Raw genomic sequence first — 16,351 nt, 5'->3', positions numbered from 1 at the left:
GGGTTTCGATGCGGCTCACGCTTCTCGGGACGGGCACCTCCTTCGGGGTTCCGCAGATCGGCTGCCGGTGCGCCGTCTGCCGCTCGACCGATCCGCGCGACCGCCGCCATCGGACCGCCGCGCTGATCGAGACGGCCGGCGGCAACATCCTGATCGACACGCCCCCGGAAGTTCGAGTCGAATTGTTAGGCGCTGGGGTGGCCGACATTGCGGCCGTGCTCTTCACCCACGAACATGCCGACCACGTGGCGGGCATCGACGACCTGAGGATCTTTTCGCTGCAACACCGGAGCCCGCTGCCGGTCTACGCCAACGAAACGACCGCGGCGTTGCTCCGGCAGTCGTACCGCTACATCTTCGACGACGGCATGGTGCCGATCCCCGGCACCTCGAAACCGCGGTTGGCGCTCGAAACGATCACGCCCGGGCGGGCGTTCACGGCAGCCGGCGTCGAGGTCTTGCCGTTGCCGTTTGCCCACGGCCGGGTCGAAGTCCTCGGCTTTCGAGTGGGCCGGATGGCTTACCTCACCGACGTCAAATCCGTGCCGGCGGCGGCCCGAGCGGCCCTGGCCGGCCTCGACGTGCTGGTGCTGAATGCGCTCTGGTGGCGAGAGCATCCCACCCACCAGAGCATTCCCGAGGCGATCGCGGCCGCGGAAGCGATCGGGGCCAAGCGGACGTACCTGACCCATTTGACTCACGAAACCGGCCACGCCGAGCTGGCCGCTTCCCTGCCAGCGGGAATTGAACCAGGTTACGACGGGCTTACTCTGGAGATTGCCCCATAAAACTTCACTACGGTCGGATCTTGAGCGACAAGCTCGACGGGCAACACGGGCTCGGTCGAAACCGGGTGGCCGAGTTGACGCAACGGTTCGGCGGGGTGCTCGCCGAAGTTGAGACCCGACGAAGCCAAGGCGAATACGGTTTCTATGGGCTGGGCCAACAAGCCGACGTGGTCGCCGGCATCCGGCGATTCGCCGAGGGCATGGGCCAGGCGTACGACCATATCCTTGTGCTCGGCATTGGGGGCTCGGCACTCGGCACGCGGGCGTTAGTGACGGCGCTTCGGGCGCCGGCGTGGAATGAGTTAGATGATGAGGCGCGGGAGTATTTTCCGCGGATTACGGTGCTCGAAAATGTCGATCCGACGTCGATGGCGGCGGCGCTTCGGCGGATTGATCCGCGGCGGGTGTTTGTCAACGTGATCAGTAAGTCGGGGGGGACGGCGGAGACGCTGGCGCAGTACCTCGTGGTGCGGGGCTGGCTCGATCAGGCGCTCGGGCCGGACGCGGCGGTTCGGCACTTGGCGTTTACGACGGATCCGACCGAGGGGCCGCTCCGGGAACTCGCCACCCGGGAGGGAATCGCGGCGCTCGAGGTGCCGCCGGAGGTTGGGGGACGGTTCAGCGTGCTGACGGCGGTCGGTCTGTTGCCGGCGGCCTTGGTCGGGATCGACATCGAGGGCCTGATTCGAGGCGCCGACCGAGCCCTCGAGAAGGGTACTGAGACCGACCTCCTCAAGAACCCGGCGGCCCTGTACGCCGGCCTGCTCTGGGCCGCCGATGCCTGGCTCGGCGCGAAAATCCACGTCCTGATGCCCTACAGCGACCGGCTCCGCGACTTCGGCGCCTGGTTCGTCCAGCTCTGGGCCGAGAGCCTCGGCAAACGGGTCGACCGGCGGGGCCAGCCGGTCTTTGCCGGCCCGACTCCGTTAGGCGCGGTCGGGGCCTCCGACCAGCACAGCCAGGTCCAGCTCTTCATGGAGGGCCCGTTCGACAAGGTCGTCACCTTCATTCGGATCGAAGCCCCCGGCGAGGACATTCGAATTCCCCACCGTCCGGACTTGCCCGAAGAAATGGCCTACCTCCAGGGCCACTCCCTCGGCGAGCTGCTCCACGCCGAACAGGAGGCCACCTCGGCGGCCCTGGCCCGGATGGGCCGGATGAACGCCACCATCGAGGTGCCCCGGCTCGACGCCGATGTCCTCGGCGAGCTGATCATGTTCATGCAGTTGGCCACCGGATTTGCCGGGGCCTGGTACGGGGTCAACCCGTTCGACCAGCCCGGGGTCGAGCTCGGCAAGCGCCTGACCTTCGCCGCGATGGGTCGGCCTGGTTTTCCCAAGGAGGGGTCGATGGCAGCCGGTACCGGTCTGCCGCCGGACGTCGCCTGATACTTGACCACATTGGTCAACACCGATAATTGGGTCCATGAAAACGGATCCGGTGGAAACCAAAGTCTGGTACGTCCGCGAACCGATGAGCCTCTACGAGGCCAAGACCCACCTGTCCGAACTGGTGGAGTTGGCCTCAGCCGGCGAAGAAATCGTGATCATGAAATCGGGTAAGCCGATGGCCCGCCTTGTTGGCATGCCGGCCCGCCCGGTCCGGACGCCCGGTCGCGGCCACGGTTCCTGGCTCGTCGGGGACGATTTCGATGATCCACTTCCGCCCGAAGTCCAGGCCGACTTCGAACCCAAGTGAGGCTCCTCCTCGATACCCACGTCCTGATCTGGTGGGACGAGGGGGCCCGCCTCAAACCCGAGGCCTCCCGGGCCATCCGGGACGCCGATCAAGTCTTCGTCAGCTCGGCCACCGGCTGGGAAATCGCCATCAAGACCTCGCTCGGCCGCCCGGTCACGAAACGCACCGTGGCCGAAGCCCTCCTCGAAAACCACTTCGAAGAACTCCCGATCCATCTCCGCCACGCCGCCGAAGTAGCCCACCTGCCCTGGCACCACCGAGACCCGTTCGATCGCCTCCTGATTGCCCAGGCCCGGACCGACCACCTCACCATTGTCACTCGAGACCCGGCCTTCCGACCCTATGCCGGCATCAAGCTCCTCCCAGCATAGCATGCGCCCCTCATGGTTCGTCAACCCGCTGATCGCCGGGTACCTCGTCATTCAGGCGCTCTACCCAATTCGCGGCTTCATCGCGGACCGGTCCGATATCTGGGGCCGGTTTACTTGGAACATGTAGGCCTCGACCTACAAATGCCGGGGCCGGGGCCCCCGGGGTGCACCTGCACCCCCGCTACCATCGGCCCCGCGTCGGGGCCGAAACGCTCATCCAGCCGCCAAGTGGTTGGGGGGGGAAACGACATGGACATCTTGAGAACGCTGAATTCCATCCTGTCACCGGGAATCAGCCCGGTAAACCGTTCCCGGCCAGCCGTGCCGGTTACGGAAACTCAGTCCGGCACGCGGACGTTCGCGCAGACCCTCGAGGATGCGGCTGGAACCGACCCCTCGATCGCGCCATTCGGCCCTCTGGGGCGTCATTCGGCGGCGGCGCAAACACCACCCCGCAGCTGGCCTGACGCCCCAGAGCGACGCTGACGGGGTTTCCGGCGGCCCGACCAGCCAGCCCTCGATCTGCCGATCGACCAGGTTCAGATCGACATCGGCGAGACCCTGGAGTCCGTGGTCACCCGGAAGCTCGAACTCGCCGCCAGACCCGAGGCCAGCCCGTCGGCATCCATCGACAGCGGGGCCCCGGCCGTTCCCGACTCCGCCACCATATCCGATGGCAACCAACCGACCCTCTCCCCCAAACCCTCGGTGGACGAGTCGCTGAGGGCCAAGTTCGCGCAGTACCCGGACCCGGCGGCCAACGGGGTGTCCGATATCGGGCCCGAGGGACGCCTCTTCCTCGATGCGGTGAACCGCGGGTTCGTCCCGAACACCCCTGAAGGCCTCGGGACCCTGCTGACCTACCTCTGGATGGGGTCCGCCGCCACGGCAGCCCAGCCGGCCAGGCCGGCCGCCATCTCGCAGTATTTCGGGGCCTGGTTCTCCCGTGGGGCCGTCAACGTCTGACCCCGAACACCATGACCTGACGAAGCGGCCCCGCCCGGTACGGCGGGGCCGCTTCGTTGAGGGAGATCGGGACAACGCGGGGCCTCAAATATCCCGATCCCCCCGAAAAAGACGAGCCCCCGCCTTTCGACGGGGGCCCGCTCACAACACTGCCCTGATCGGTTATTAGCTTGGATCCGAGAAGAGTACCGACAGGAGAACGGCGTTGCCCTTCACACCGCCGACGTACCAGTCAGTGGCGCCGTAGCAGTCATCGCCGTCCTCCGGTTCAGCGACCGAGTACTGCCAGGTGCGGTAGACACCGTTGTCCGCCATGGTCGCCGTGCCCATCGAACCGCAGTTCACCAGCTCACCGCTGAGGACACCGTAGAGGGTCACGGAAGTGAAGTACGCTGCGGTGACGCCGAGGCCCGTCCTCTGCGTCGCGACGAGATTGTCGCCACTAACCACACCCGACCAGGTGCGATTAGAAGCAGCATCGAAGATGCCCGAGGTGAGCTGCCAAGCCGCCACCGTTTTCGCCGAGAACTGCGTCAGCGAGTCGAGGGCGATGCCGATCGGGGTGGCGTCCACCTGAGAGCCCACGTCACGCAGGTTGGCATACACCGAGTCCGGCGCGGCCTTCCCGCCAGTCGCGTAGCTGGCAAGGGCGAACGGGAGGCTATCGGTTACGTCCACCGAGTCGACCCGCCCGATCAGGGACGCAATCGTCAGCTCCGAGCCGGTAATAGTCGTGGTGAGGCTAGCGTTCCACCGTGTCCCAATCGGGAACAACGAGTACGGATAGCGGATGGAATGCTCAACAGTCCCGTCGTTGTCGTTGTCGTAATTGACGAGGAGGCTGCCCTCGATGACTTCGAGGTCATCCGAGCCCCAGACCTTGAAGATGGCCGCCGCGCCCGGCGTAAGGGTCGCCTGGCCCAGCGCGAGGGCGGTGATGTTGGGCCGCGCCAGGTCGTCCTTGGCGAATTCCCGGGTAAAGGTGCTGCTCACGTTGCCGGCACGGTCGGTCACATACCCCGACCAGGTGTAGTAGCCCAGCGTCGTGGCCGCATTGTCGCTGCAGTTCGCGTCGGCTTCGACCGACCGGATGTAGCTGTCGGCCAGCACGGTCGGCAGCGTCGCATTGCCCACCGTACAGGTGGTCGCGGCGGCGGCGGCGGTGTTGAGGCGAGTCCGGGCCATGGTCGTCGGGAAGCCCACGACGGCGCTGCCCTGGTGGAAGCCGGACCTGCCGTCGATCGCCTCAATGGCGAATATGTTGGCGGTGGTGTGGGTGGACCCAATTTTGTAGATCCTGGTGTCCGCGGTGTCGGTTCCCGTCGAGATGGAACCGGACGTCGCCGGGCTCGCGGAGGTCACGTACCGGGCGGTCGGCGCAGTCTTGTCGACGCCAAAGAAGGCGAGGCCGGGAATGAGCTCCGAGGTGTTCCCAAGGCTGTCCGCCCCTTGGATGCAGATGGAGTAGCCGGACTCATCGTCCGACGTCGCGGTCTCGGCAAGGTCAGCGCCCGTGGAGACCGCGGTGGTCGCCAGGTCGCAGTCATCCATGACGTCAATGGCGGCGGCGCCAGCGAAGGCCTTCCTGGTCGATGCCTTCGCGCCAGAGCCGCCATCCGTAAACGAGGCGAACGCGTTAACGAAGTCGTACGATGCTTTGATCCACTTATAATCGGCGCCGGCGTTGAACCGCACCTGGGCCGCTGTGACGGTCGGCGCCTTGAGGTCGATGTAGACGGTGTCGCCGTAGGCGAGCGACCCTTCGCTGACCAGGTTGTACCGCGAGGTGCCGTCGACCGTGTACGCAGAACCAACCAACTCGGTCTCACCGACTTCGTGCGCGACATAAACGACGTCACCGGGAACGGTCGGGTCGGTGCCCTTTGTCACGTGGAAGCTATCGATCGAGACGGCGTCCTCGAAGGCATCCTCGCCCTCGCAATCGAACTCCCCGCCGAGGGCGTAGCCGGTCAAGTGAGTGCCGGTCAGATTGCTGCCATCCGAACCACAGTTGTTCGAGAAAGCCTCGATTGTCGGGGTCCGCGGGAAGAATGAGACGTAGTTCGGTCCACCCGTCCACTCGACGTTGCCCGTGTACCACGTGATATCGCTCCCGTCGTCGGCGGTGTCCGCGGCGGACGGGGTCGTCGACAGCGGGGTCAGGACCGGGTCCGACCCTTCCGTGAACGCGTCCTTGTTCCGGAAGGTGGCGGTGGCCGCGGCCGACGAAATCGGAGCCGTGATGCCCTCCACGTAGATCCGGGCGGTGATCGAGTTCGGGCCGTTGAAGACGAGCGGCACAGGTTTGTCGCTGACGAGCTTAACCTGCCGGGTGTTCACGCTCAGCACGATCGTCGACGGGGCCGCTTCCGGCGCCGCGTTGGCCGATCCAGAAGCGAAGGTCTGCTCGGCGAGGACGGTAGCGCCGTTGACCAAAACCTGGGCCTTGGTGATCGTGTACGCGCCGTTGTCGACGTTCAGAGTGACTTCAATCTGGCCGCTGACGGAGCTGAGGGTAACCGGGGTGTTGAGGCCGCCGGTGGTGATCGACTGGATCGAGATCGTCGCGGGCTGCGGCGTGGCGACCGTCACCGACAGGGTGCCGGCGATCGACGAGTTCGCGTTCGAGGTTGCCTTGATGACGGCAACACCGGTTGCCACGCCGGTCACGACGCCGCCCGCGGTAACCGTGGCGATGCTCGAAGCGAGCGAGGACCAGGTCACGGCCTGCGACGGGCTGTTGGTGCCCTGGACGGTCGCGGTGGCGGTGATCTGCTGGCCGATGACGAGGGTCGCGGCCGACGGCGTCACGGTCACATCGGTGACCACGGCAACCGGGGAGGCCACCACGGTGACGGTCGCGACACCGCAGACCGACGTGTTGACCGTGGAGCAAGCCCGGACCCCGACGGCGCCAACCGCGACGCCTGTGACGACGCCCGTGGCACTGACGGACGCCTTGGTGGCGTCGCTGGAGGTCCAGGTGACCGTGGTGGCCACGCCGGCATCGGCGTTGACGGCCGCAGTCATGTTCAACGTGGCGCCAACGGTGACCGACGCGCCGTCAGGACCGACGGTGATCGAGCGGACCGTCGGGGCGGGCGGCGGCGTCGGCGGCGGCGGCGGCGGCGGCGCGGTGATGGTGACATCGTCACCACAACCAGCCAGAACCGCGGCGAGGCTGCCGGTCAGCAACAAGGAACGGTAAAGCTTGTTCATTCACTCCCCCTATGATCGATGAACCTGCGAGGACAAAAACCCGTGTGCCTGCAATACTCTGCAACCCACCTGAATCCACTGCTTCGACACTACGATAGCGGCAAGACCATTCGGCCGCTGTGAGCCAGCGCACATTCGCGCCGCCCTCGCCGCCGACTTCCCGGTCTCGCCGCCCTGGTCCGGGGCCTCATGATGTCAATGCCGAGGAGTTCCGGCTTCGGGCAAAAACCCCGAAAACCCAACCCATCAGCCCAGGACAACCGAGTGACCCGACTGGAAAATAACGTATCAAGTTAGCCATTGCTCGCCTTCAGGTCAATACCTAAACCTTGTTCCATCCTTGGGTTGGACCCTCCGGGGCCGATCAACCATCTCCGGTGATTCAAAACCGTGCAACTTCGGTCGAACCCGTCAGGGCCTCGGCCGCTCGCCGAGCAACCACCGTGCCGGAACTGATTGGGGCAGCGCAAGTTGCTGATTCTCGCATCGTTGCGGGCTGGGTCGCGGAATCGACCGGCACCGCCGCCAGCGGGCCGGAGACCTGACCGCAAGGACTTGAGGAGGTTCGCCAGCCCGAAATTGCGTCACTGGCCCCTGGCCCCGAACAGGAGCCGTAACTCACCGGGCGATCGCCCCGGCCACGGCTAACCACCATTTGCCGTCGGCCATGGTGGCGAACCGCTCCAAGGCTACCAAGGTCCCGTCGTCCGCCGCGACCACGATCGTCCAGCCCAGATCCCGGTCGCTGACGCCGAATTGGCGATGGACCCGGCCCCCACTGTCCGTCAGGACTTTGAGCGACCCGCCCAGAGACCCGCTCAGCCCTTGAACCTCAGACATCCCGGCTCGCGCCACCCCGACCAGAACGATCCGCGGGCTCTTGAGCGAGTCGGCCCGCCTCGCGAGCGCGGCCCAGTCGATCCGAAGGGCGGGTTCGGGCCGCCCGCCAAAGGCGAGGACCACGACCCGGCCGAGTTCGCTGGTGCTTCGGAACTCGGCGCTCGGCATTGGGGGTGGGATATGGGATAGGGGAGAACGATGGCGGGGGCGGGGCGGCCGGGACGGGGGGCGCCCATCAGTTTGGCGCGGATCGGTTCCTGCGACTGGGCCGCGGAAGGCAGGCAGATCAGGGCGGCGACCAGCCACATGACGGACTTCATCGGGGGATGGCCTTGGCCACTGCGGCCACCAGGTCTTGGTCCGAGCCGGAGCCGGTGTAGACCACTGTGCCCTTGGCGTCGAGGACCACAATATAGGAGGTGATTGGGACGTCGAAGGCCCGACTACTGACCCCGGTGTCGTCATAGAGGGCCAGGAACGGCGGCTTGTGGACCCCCAAATACCGGCGGACCCGGTCGCGGGAGTCGTTGACCGTGACGTTGACCCCAATCATCTGAACCCGGTCACCATATCGTGTCCGAACCGCCTCAAGCTCCGGCAACAGGTCCTGACAAACCGAGCACCACGTGGCCCAGAACTCGATCAGCACCGGCTGCTTGCCCACCCAGGCCCCAAGATCAACCGGCTTCCCGTCCATTCCATTGACCGCAATGACCGGCGCCTTGGTCCCGATCGGAATCCCCGCATCAAACTGCGCCGCCACCGGCCCCCCGAACCCCACCCCCAGAACGATCAACCCGCACCTGCCGAGTGCCGAGCTCATATCACCTGCCCCATCTTGACGAAGTAGTATTCGGCCATCGCGAGCATCAAGACGCCCGCGGCCCATTTGATCCACCCAGTCCACCGCCCCGGCTTCGGTAGCGCCGCCACCGTGCCGGAAAAAATCCCGATCCCGATCAGCAGCGCCGTCATCCCCAGACTGAACACGAAAAGATACAGGAACCCAAGCCCGGCACTCTGAGTGGCGCCGACGAAGGTCAGGACGGCGGCAAACGCGGGGGCCCCGCAGGGCGCCGCCACCAGTCCGGACGTGGCGCCCATCAGAAACACCGCACCTAACGATTGGCTTCCGAACCGGCCGGCCCAGGTCAAGAATCGCTCCGGTACCAGGATCGGAATCGCGTCGAGCATGGCGAGGCCGGCCAGCAGCAGGAGATTGCCCATCGCAAAGTAGGCCCACGGGTTCGAGCTGATGGTCCCGAAGAGGGTTCCGGTCAGGCCTGCTATCAGGCCGAGCGACGCATAGACGGTGGCCAAGCCGAGCGCATAGACCAGACTCATGACCACGGTTCGGCCCCGCGACCGTCCAACGGCACCGGCGCCGCCCAAAACCCCAGCCGTGATCGGAATCATCGGATAAATGCAGGGAGTCAGGCTGGTGACCAGGCCGGCGCCGAAGAGCAGCGGGAGCGCGGTGAGGGGGCTGCCTAGGAATTCGGCGCTCGGCACTCGGCACTCGGCGGGAAGCGGGTGGCGACGTAGTCGTCGAGGATGGCGAGGAACTCGGCGACGATCGCATCGCCTTTCAGGGTCTTCCGGAGGGCGCCGTCGACGAAGACCGGGGCTCGGGGGTCCTCGGCGGTGCCGGGGAGGGAGATCCCGATGTTGGCGTGTTTGGACTCGCCGGGGCCGTTCACGATGCACCCCATGACCGCCACCTTCATCGTTTCGACGCCCGGTCGGGTGGTTTTCCACGCCGGCATTTGGTCGCGGAGGTAGTCTTGAATTTCCTGGGCCATCGACTGGAAGAAGGTGCTGGTGGTGCGGCCGCAGCCGGGGCAGCTGGTGACCTGGGGCAGAAAGCTCCGGAGACCTAACGATTGGAGAATCTGCTGGGCCACCCGGACCTCTTCGGCCCGGTCGCCGCCGGGGGCCGGAGTCAACGACACCCGGATGGTATCACCGATGCCCTCCTGCAGGAGGACGGCGAGGCCGGCGGTACTGGCCACGATACCCTTCATGCCGAGGCCGGCTTCGGTCAAGCCGAGATGGAGCGGGTAGTCCGACCGGGCGGCCAGCATTCGGTACACGTCGATGAGATCCTGAACCCCGGAGACCTTGGCTGACAGGATGATCCGGTCGTGCGCCATCCCGAGTGACTCGGCCTGGGCCGCGGAACGCACCGCGCTTTCGACCATCGCATTCATGGTCACGTCGCGAGCCTCGAGCGGGTCGGGCCGGGCGGCGTTCTCATCCATCAATTGAGTCAGGAGCTGCTGATCGAGGGAGCCCCAGTTGACCCCGATCCGGACCGGCTTGTCGTTGGCGAGGGCAACGTCGATGATGGCCTGGAAATGTTCGTCGTGGCGCTTGCCGCCGACGTTGCCGGGATTGATCCGGTACTTGGCCAAGGCCCGCGCACATGCCGGATACCGGGTCAGCAGCAGGTGGCCGTTGTAGTGGAAATCACCGACGATCGGCACGGCGAGCCCCAGCCGGTCGAGCTCCTCGACGATCGCCGGGATCGCGGCCGCCGCCTCGTCGTTGTTGACCGTGACCCGAACGACCTCACTCCCGGCCCGGGCCAGCACGGCAACTTGCCGGACGGTGGCCAGGACGTCGGCAGTGTCGGTGTTGGTCATGGACTGAACCATGACGGGATGGGCGGAGCCAACCGGCGCCCCGCCGATAACGACGGTCGGGGTGACTCGGCGGGAGGCAATGGCCATTGGGCGACCTACGAAAGGATCAAGCCAGCCCGAGTTGCTTGACCAGCCGCATCCAATCAGTGTCCGTCACCGTGCCGTCGACCTTGAGGGGCGTCAGGGTGGCCATGATCTCAGCCCTGGTTCCGGAAATCCGCCGGTCGCGGAGTTCGGAGATCATCCGGGAGAACCGGTGCTCGTACTCGTTCTCATTGAATTTGCCGGCCTTCCGCCCATCGCTCAGCGCCTTGAGTTCTTGGGCCACGCGGGCGGGCGCGATCGGGGTCTCGTTTTCGTCAGCCATCGGGTTGGTCAACTCCATCACTCGTGAGGGTAGCGGATCGCTCGGGTGCCGGAGGTCGGCGGGCCCAGCGAGGGTGTTACGCTCGCGCCATTGGCGGCGTTGCACAAGTGGTCGGAGGCAGGGCCGGTTCGACTGGGTCCTCCGTTCGGGGGGACCCGGCATCTAGGCGCTGAACCAGGACCTCCGTGACCATCTCGGAAAAGGCCCGGACGATCTCGGGGTCGAGCTCCCGTCCGGCCTGCTCGAAGAGGTAGGTCAGCGCCTGTTCGGGCTCCCATGCCTGGCGATAGGGCCAGTCGGGACAGAGGGTGTCGTAGATGTCGCAGGCATGAACGATTCGGCTGGCATAGTGGCAGGCCCGGGGGAACCGCATCGCGGGATATCCCTCGCCGTTCAGGAAGATATGATGCTCGTACGCCACCACCGCGGCCAGACCGAGCCCCCGTTCCCGCTCGAGAATCAGCCGGGCACCGTCGATCGGATGCCGTTGGACGATGGCCCGTTCTTCGTCGGATCCGCGGGCGGCGTATTATCGATCGGATCCGGCGTCTAGATCGGCCGGCTTCAGCCGCATTCACTAAAGCCGCAGACATGGCACTTCGCGCACCCCTCGGCATACTCGAGTTGCGACCCGCAGTCCGGGCAGGAACCAGCCAACGTCTGGGGCATTCCTCCCAGCGACATCTGCTCGTTGCCGACGACGACGGACTGACTGACCGGCTCCGCCATCGAGCCGGCGGCCGGCCCCGGGAGCAACTCCTGTTGAATGCCCTGTTTTTCCTGCATCCAGCGTTCGAGCGCAATCCCGACGGCATCGGGCACGGACATTACCTTGTTGGCGCCGAGGCCCATCGTCCGGTCGGAGCTGATGCCCCGGAGCTGACGATGGATTTCCTTGATCGGAATGCCCGACCGGAGGGCCAACGAAATCAGCCGGCCGAGTGCTTCGACGTCGGCCATCAGGGCGCCGCCCGCTTTTCCGAGGCTCATGAAGACCTCGAACGGCTGATTCTTGTCGTCCTCGGTCAGGGTGACGTAAAGGGTGCCGAGGGGCGTTTCGATTCGGCGGACCGAGCCTTTGAGCAACTCCGGCCGAGACCGTTTTTGGCGCCGTTGGAGATTCTCGGACTCGAGCTCGTGCACCAGTTTCCGAAGCCGGTCGTTTTCCGCTCGGATTTCCGCGAGTTCACCATGGAGGTCGGCGCTGTCGATCCGCGGGCCACCGAGGTTGACGACCGCGGTGGCCGCCGGTTGTTCGGCCGTCAGCATCATGGCGTTGAGATCGCCGCGGGCTTGAGCTTTACCGGACTTGGTGGCGTCCTCCTGAACTTTCTTCGCGGTGGAGCCGGAGGAGAGCACCTGCATGTCGCGGCTCCCGTCGCGATAGACGGTCACACCCTTGCAGCCAAGTTCGAACGCCATCCGATAGATCTGCGCCACCTCGGCTTCGGAGGCGTGATTCGCAAAATTGACGGTCTTGGAAATGGCACTGTCATTGGCTTCCTGGAACGCGGCCTGCATCCTGACATGCCACTCGGCCCCGATGTCGTTGGCGGTAATGAATACCCGCTGCCACTTCTCGGGCACTTCCGGGTGGCGGGCATGACCGGTCTCGGCCACCCGTCGGAGCAATTCGTCGGTGTGCCAACCCTCTCGCTTGGCGATGGCCACGAAGTCTTCGTTCACGTCGGGCATCAGGACGCCGGCCTGATTCCGCATGAAGGCGACGGCAAACAGCGGCTCAATGCCGGAACTGCAGCCGGCAATGATCGAGATCGTGCCGGTCGGGGCAACGGTGGTGACGTTGCAGTTGCGCAACCGGCGCATCGGCCGAATTCGCTTGCCGTCGTGGTCGCGAGCGCAGGTGGCATCCGGACCCCAGATGCTCCGCTCCCATTCCGGGAACGCGCCGCGCATGGCGGCCAGCCGCTCGGACTCGACCTTGGCCTCGTTGTCGATGAAGCGCTGAATCTTCCGGCCCAACTCGACCGCTTCGGCCGAGTCGTAGGGCAATCCGAGCCGGACAAAGACATCGGCGAGCCCCATGACGCCAAGACCGATCCGGCGGATTTTTTGGGCCAGCGCGGTGATGTCCGGCAGCGGGTAGTGGTTGGCGTCGATTACGTTTTCGAGGAAATGGGTGCAGAGATGCACCACCCGGCGGAGCTCCACCCAGTCGAGATCGTCGTCGGCCACGAACTCGGCCAGGTTGACCGAACCGAGATTGCAGACGTCATACGGCAGCAACGGCTGCTCGCCGCAGGGATTGGTGGCTTCGTACAATCCGAGGTGCGGCACCGGGTTGTAGTGGTTGGCCCGGTCAATGAAGAACACCCCGGGCTCGCCGGTCTTCCAGGCGCCGTGAATGATCCGATTCCAGACGGTGCGGGCGCTGAGCTTGCCGGCCAGCTTGCGGGTAGCCGGGTGGAAGAGCTCGTACTCCTCATCCAACTCGACGGCCTTCATGAAGGCATCGGTGACGGCCACCGAGATATTGAAATTGGTGACCTTGGTGGTGTCGTCCTTACAGGTGACGAAATCCATGACGTCCGGATGATCGACCCGGAGGATGCCCATGTTGGCTCCCCGGCGGGTGCCGCCCTGTTTGACCACGTCGGTTGAGGCGTCGAACAAGGTCATGAACGACACCGGCCCGGAGGCTACGCCCATGGTCGAGCGGACAATGTCGTTCTTGGGCCGGAGCTTCGAAAAGCTGAAGCCGGTGCCGCCGCCCGACTGATGGACCAGCGCCATCGCGGTCAAGGTATCGTAGATGCCGCTCTTCCCATTGGAGAGCGCGTCATCGACCGGGAGGACGAAGCACGCCGAGAGCTGACCGAGCGGACGCCCGGCATTCATCAGCGTGGGGGAGTTCGGCATGAACAACCGTTTGGCCATCAGTTCGTAGAACGCATCGGCCAGCTCTTCGACGGCGCCATCCGACGCCCCGTAGCCCCGATCGGCAGTCGCGATGGTCCTGGCAACACGCCAGAAAAGTTCTTCAGCGGGTTCCGCCGGCTGGCCCAATTCGTCCCGGATCAAGTAGCGCTTTTCCAGGACCGTCATGGCGTTGGGCGACAGTTGTAGCGGAACCCGTGGCGTGGCAGAACCCATGGGCAACCCTCGACGGCTTGAGTTGTGGTTGCTAAGAGAACGAGTGGAACTTCTCAAGTTGTCCCGCACTTCAGTTTCAACCGTTGAGACTGAAGGCGGGAGGAATAAAGTAGGGGGTTTTCGAGTTGAGCACAATATGCTGCAAACTCAAGGAACGACGGCACTAAGGCGTATTCACATCACAAATCTGATCGAGTCACTTTTCGTCGTCCGTCACCACGAACCGGACCACCCGTCGCGACACCTCCCGAACCCCATCCACGATCCCGACCTCGACCTCCTGGAGCCCGACCCTGAGTTTCCGAAGCGGCAAGGCAAGCGCCAATCGGACCCGGCCACCCGCGCCATGAGTCCACCTTACCGTCGGAGCGCACCGAACGAACCCGAACTCGGGCTTCGGTTGGGACCGACCCGGCCCGGTCGTCCGACACGGTGCCGGTGATGACCGTGTCGACCACCACCGCCGGCACGCCCAGGGAATCCCACGCCACCGCCCGAAGCCGGACCCGCCGGGTGCCCTCGGGTACCGACCCGCCACTATCGGTCGCAAACAATGGGGATGGCAAAGATACGGTCAAGGTGGTTGATTTGGAGATCGCGAAGGTCGGCACCGGAGACGGCGCCCAACGGGTGACCCGGACCGGCCTCGTGGTCGGGACGCCGGCATGCATGAGTCCCGAGCAGCTCTCGAGCGACGAAATTGACCGGCGCAGCGATCAGTACTCGCTGGCGGTGCTGTTCCTTCGGATGCTCACCGGTTCCTTGCCCTTTGCGGATGCCGCCGCCGCGGCGCTCGCGCCCGACGGTTTCGAAACCGAACCCTCCCTGCCCCGGACCGAGGTGGTGGCGTCGAAAGCCCGGTCGTGGCGGGGGGCGGTTGGAGCGGGGGGCGGACTGGCACTCGTGGGCGCGGCCTTGCTGGTGTGGCGAACGTCCGGCGGACCGGCAGTGAGTCCGGCCATCCCGGCCCCGAGCCCGCCGAGTTCCCAGGCAGCCGGCAATGCGGCACCTCCGTCCGATTCGGCAGGCCAGGTCGCTCCGCCCCCAGGGGCCCCGTCGCGGGCCATCCCGGAGCCGGCGCGGGCATGCCGAGGCCGTGGCGGTTGCCCGCTCGGCCAAGTATGGTGATGCTCTGCGGGCCGAGATGGGAGTGCTCACCGCGCTGCACCTCGCCGACACGGACCAACGGGCCGAAGCCGCCACCGCGGTGCGACCCACCTGCGGCCTCTACCGGCTGACCAGCTGTGACCGCCTGCTGGCTCAGAATTATAAGGATGTCCCATGAGGGCCAACCGTAATGTGATCGTCCGGGTTTCGGCTCAGACCGACGTGGGCCGGACCCGAGATCACAACGAGGACACGTTCCTGGTCGCCGACCTGACGAAAGGCACCACCGACTTTCTCGATGGCGGCACCGCCACGGTGGGTCCGAAGGGGTCGCTGTTTCTCGTCGCCGACGGCATGGGCGGCGCGGCGGCCGGTGAAATTGCGAGCGCCATGGCGGCCGACGCGGTGTTCCAGCATCTCCGCTCGACCTGGACCGCGTCGGGCACCGACTCCCCCGATGACTTTACCAGGCACCTCAGGGAAGCGGTGGAAGTCGCCAACGAGCGGATTTACCGGTATGCGCTCGAACATCCCGACTCCCGGGGGATGGGAACCACCGCCACCGTCGTCGGCGTGTTTGGCGGACGGCTCCATTTGGCGCAGGTGGGAGACAGCCGCGCCTACTTGGTTCGCCAGGGTTTGGCGGTCCAGCTCACCAAAGACCAATCGCTGATTCAACGGCTGATCGACGCCGGCGAGCTGACCGAGGAGCAGGCTGCCCAGAGCGAGCGGCGGAACATCATCCTGCAGGCACTGGGACCGGACGCCACGGTCCGCGTTGACGTCACCTACCAAGACATCCGGCGCGGCGACTTACTCATCCTCTGCTCCGACGGCCTCTCGGGGCTCGTGAAGCGCGACGAGATCGCCGCAGTGGCCACCGGGCAGCCGGACGTTCAGGCCATCGGAAGCCGGCTCATCGGCATGGCCAATGAACGCGGCGGCCCGGACAACATCACGGTCGTCGCGGTTCGCTTCGAGGGTCCGGGCCTGGCCGAGCCCGATGGCGTGGCCGACCTCGGCTACCACGCGTACCCCGTGCCGGACGCGGAAGCCCCGGGCGAAGTCGCGGCGGTCGAGCCCCCGGCCGACGACCTTCCGCCGGCCAACGATCCGGCCGAGACCGCGATCGACCCGGTCGTCCGGCGCACCGGGTCCCCGGTCGTGATGGCCGCGGTCGGGATCGGCATCCTTCTGATCCTGCTTGCCCTCTTCCTCCTGACCCCGTAACGTTAG

Annotated in this window: 16 protein-coding genes; 8 read left to right on the top strand and 8 right to left on the bottom strand. The window is 65.8% G+C overall.

The genetic code is table 11. The features are described from left to right. Positions 1 to 8: 8 nt before the first annotated feature. From EXR94_11380 to EXR94_11360, 5 genes are all read left to right on the top strand, one after another. Positions 9 to 788, top strand: a complete 780-nt coding sequence (locus EXR94_11380) for an MBL fold metallo-hydrolase (protein ID MSR03321.1) — start codon at positions 9 to 11, stop codon at positions 786 to 788. Positions 789 to 808: 20 nt separating this feature from the next. Then, positions 809 to 2,176, top strand: coding sequence for a glucose-6-phosphate isomerase (locus EXR94_11375; GenBank protein ID MSR03320.1), 1,368 nt, complete (start codon positions 809 to 811; stop codon positions 2,174 to 2,176). 37 nt (positions 2,177 to 2,213) lie between these two features. Further along, positions 2,214 to 2,486 (top strand): type II toxin-antitoxin system Phd/YefM family antitoxin, encoded by a 273-nt coding sequence (locus EXR94_11370; GenBank protein MSR03319.1) that lies wholly within the window; start codon positions 2,214 to 2,216, stop codon positions 2,484 to 2,486. Then, positions 2,483 to 2,857 carry a type II toxin-antitoxin system VapC family toxin gene (locus EXR94_11365; GenBank protein MSR03318.1) on the top strand — a complete coding sequence of 125 codons (375 nt, stop codon included), beginning with the start codon at positions 2,483 to 2,485 and terminating at the stop codon, positions 2,855 to 2,857. Before EXR94_11370 ends, EXR94_11365 begins: the two co-directional genes overlap by 4 nt. Before the next feature lie 570 nt (positions 2,858 to 3,427). Continuing rightward, positions 3,428 to 3,823 (top strand): hypothetical protein, encoded by a 396-nt coding sequence (locus tag EXR94_11360; protein ID MSR03317.1) that lies wholly within the window; start codon positions 3,428 to 3,430, stop codon positions 3,821 to 3,823. A gap of 165 nt (positions 3,824 to 3,988) precedes the next feature. Here EXR94_11360 and EXR94_11355 read toward each other — a convergent pair whose 3' ends face one another. The 8 genes from EXR94_11355 to EXR94_11320 all read right to left on the bottom strand — a co-directional run bounded on the left by EXR94_11355 (position 3,989) and on the right by EXR94_11320 (position 14,008). Continuing rightward, the gene (locus EXR94_11355; protein ID MSR03316.1) at positions 3,989 to 7,042 is read right to left on the bottom strand and encodes a hypothetical protein; all 3,054 of its coding nucleotides are present in this window, start codon (positions 7,040 to 7,042) and stop codon (positions 3,989 to 3,991) included. Between the two features lie 618 nt (positions 7,043 to 7,660). Next, a complete protein-coding gene (locus EXR94_11350; protein ID MSR03315.1) occupies positions 7,661 to 8,050 on the bottom strand; it encodes a hypothetical protein in 390 nt (129 codons plus the stop codon). Positions 8,051 to 8,198: 148 nt separating this feature from the next. Then, on the bottom strand, positions 8,199 to 8,771 hold the full coding sequence (locus EXR94_11345; protein ID MSR03314.1) for a TlpA family protein disulfide reductase: 573 nt from the start codon (positions 8,769 to 8,771) through the stop codon (positions 8,199 to 8,201). Further along, positions 8,702 to 9,394 carry a cytochrome C biogenesis protein gene (locus tag EXR94_11340; protein ID MSR03313.1) on the bottom strand — a complete coding sequence of 231 codons (693 nt, stop codon included), beginning with the start codon at positions 9,392 to 9,394 and terminating at the stop codon, positions 8,702 to 8,704. Before EXR94_11340 ends, EXR94_11345 begins: the two co-directional genes overlap by 70 nt. Next, the gene (locus EXR94_11335) at positions 9,373 to 10,614 is read right to left on the bottom strand and encodes a flavodoxin-dependent (E)-4-hydroxy-3-methylbut-2-enyl-diphosphate synthase (protein ID MSR03312.1); all 1,242 of its coding nucleotides are present in this window, start codon (positions 10,612 to 10,614) and stop codon (positions 9,373 to 9,375) included. The genes EXR94_11340 and EXR94_11335 overlap by 22 nt, the downstream gene beginning before the upstream one ends. Before the next feature lie 19 nt (positions 10,615 to 10,633). Beyond that, positions 10,634 to 10,894, bottom strand: coding sequence for a hypothetical protein (locus EXR94_11330; GenBank protein MSR03311.1), 261 nt, complete (start codon positions 10,892 to 10,894; stop codon positions 10,634 to 10,636). A gap of 76 nt (positions 10,895 to 10,970) precedes the next feature. After that, positions 10,971 to 11,267, bottom strand: a complete 297-nt coding sequence (locus tag EXR94_11325; GenBank protein ID MSR03310.1) for a hypothetical protein — start codon at positions 11,265 to 11,267, stop codon at positions 10,971 to 10,973. A 191-nt stretch (positions 11,268 to 11,458) separates the two neighbouring features. Continuing rightward, the gene (locus tag EXR94_11320) at positions 11,459 to 14,008 is read right to left on the bottom strand and encodes a vitamin B12-dependent ribonucleotide reductase (GenBank protein ID MSR03309.1); all 2,550 of its coding nucleotides are present in this window, start codon (positions 14,006 to 14,008) and stop codon (positions 11,459 to 11,461) included. A gap of 441 nt (positions 14,009 to 14,449) precedes the next feature. Between EXR94_11320 and EXR94_11315 the strand changes: the two genes are divergently transcribed. From EXR94_11315 to EXR94_11305, 3 genes are read left to right on the top strand one after another with little or no spacing between them, the layout of a single operon-like run. Further along, a complete protein-coding gene (locus tag EXR94_11315; protein MSR03308.1) occupies positions 14,450 to 15,136 on the top strand; it encodes a hypothetical protein in 687 nt (228 codons plus the stop codon). Continuing rightward, positions 15,105 to 15,293, top strand: a complete 189-nt coding sequence (locus EXR94_11310) for a hypothetical protein (protein ID MSR03307.1) — start codon at positions 15,105 to 15,107, stop codon at positions 15,291 to 15,293. The genes EXR94_11315 and EXR94_11310 overlap by 32 nt, the downstream gene beginning before the upstream one ends. Further along, positions 15,290 to 16,345: a serine/threonine-protein phosphatase gene (locus EXR94_11305; protein ID MSR03306.1), complete on the top strand. Its 1,056-nt coding sequence runs from the start codon at positions 15,290 to 15,292 to the stop codon at positions 16,343 to 16,345. The genes EXR94_11310 and EXR94_11305 overlap by 4 nt, the downstream gene beginning before the upstream one ends. The last annotated feature ends 6 nt before the right edge of the window (positions 16,346 to 16,351 follow it).

The organism is Gemmatimonadota bacterium, assembly GCA_009692115.1.
GTDB lineage: Bacteria > Gemmatimonadota > Gemmatimonadetes > Gemmatimonadales > GWC2-71-9 > SHZU01.
The sequence above is the reverse complement of the archived record's forward strand: the minus strand, read 5'-3'. Positions and strand labels throughout refer to the sequence as shown.

Coding starts and splice junctions, on each gene's coding strand:
- EXR94_11355 (MSR03316.1), bottom strand. CDS start 7,042: ATGAACAAGCTTTACCGTTCCTTGTTGCTGACCGGCAGCCTCGCCGCG.
- EXR94_11380 (MSR03321.1), top strand. CDS start 9: ATGCGGCTCACGCTTCTCGGGACGGGCACCTCCTTCGGGGTTCCGCAG.
- EXR94_11350 (MSR03315.1), bottom strand. CDS start 8,050: ATGCCGAGCGCCGAGTTCCGAAGCACCAGCGAACTCGGCCGGGTCGTG.
- EXR94_11335 (MSR03312.1), bottom strand. CDS start 10,614: ATGGCCATTGCCTCCCGCCGAGTCACCCCGACCGTCGTTATCGGCGGG.
- EXR94_11325 (MSR03310.1), bottom strand. CDS start 11,267: ATGCGGTTCCCCCGGGCCTGCCACTATGCCAGCCGAATCGTTCATGCC.
- EXR94_11305 (MSR03306.1), top strand. CDS start 15,290: ATGAGGGCCAACCGTAATGTGATCGTCCGGGTTTCGGCTCAGACCGAC.
- EXR94_11370 (MSR03319.1), top strand. CDS start 2,214: ATGAAAACGGATCCGGTGGAAACCAAAGTCTGGTACGTCCGCGAACCG.
- EXR94_11345 (MSR03314.1), bottom strand. CDS start 8,771: ATGGGCCGCGGGCGTCTTGATGCTCGCGATGGCCGAATACTACTTCGT.
- EXR94_11315 (MSR03308.1), top strand. CDS start 14,450: ATGACCGTGTCGACCACCACCGCCGGCACGCCCAGGGAATCCCACGCC.
- EXR94_11330 (MSR03311.1), bottom strand. CDS start 10,894: ATGGCTGACGAAAACGAGACCCCGATCGCGCCCGCCCGCGTGGCCCAA.
- EXR94_11320 (MSR03309.1), bottom strand. CDS start 14,008: ATGGGTTCTGCCACGCCACGGGTTCCGCTACAACTGTCGCCCAACGCC.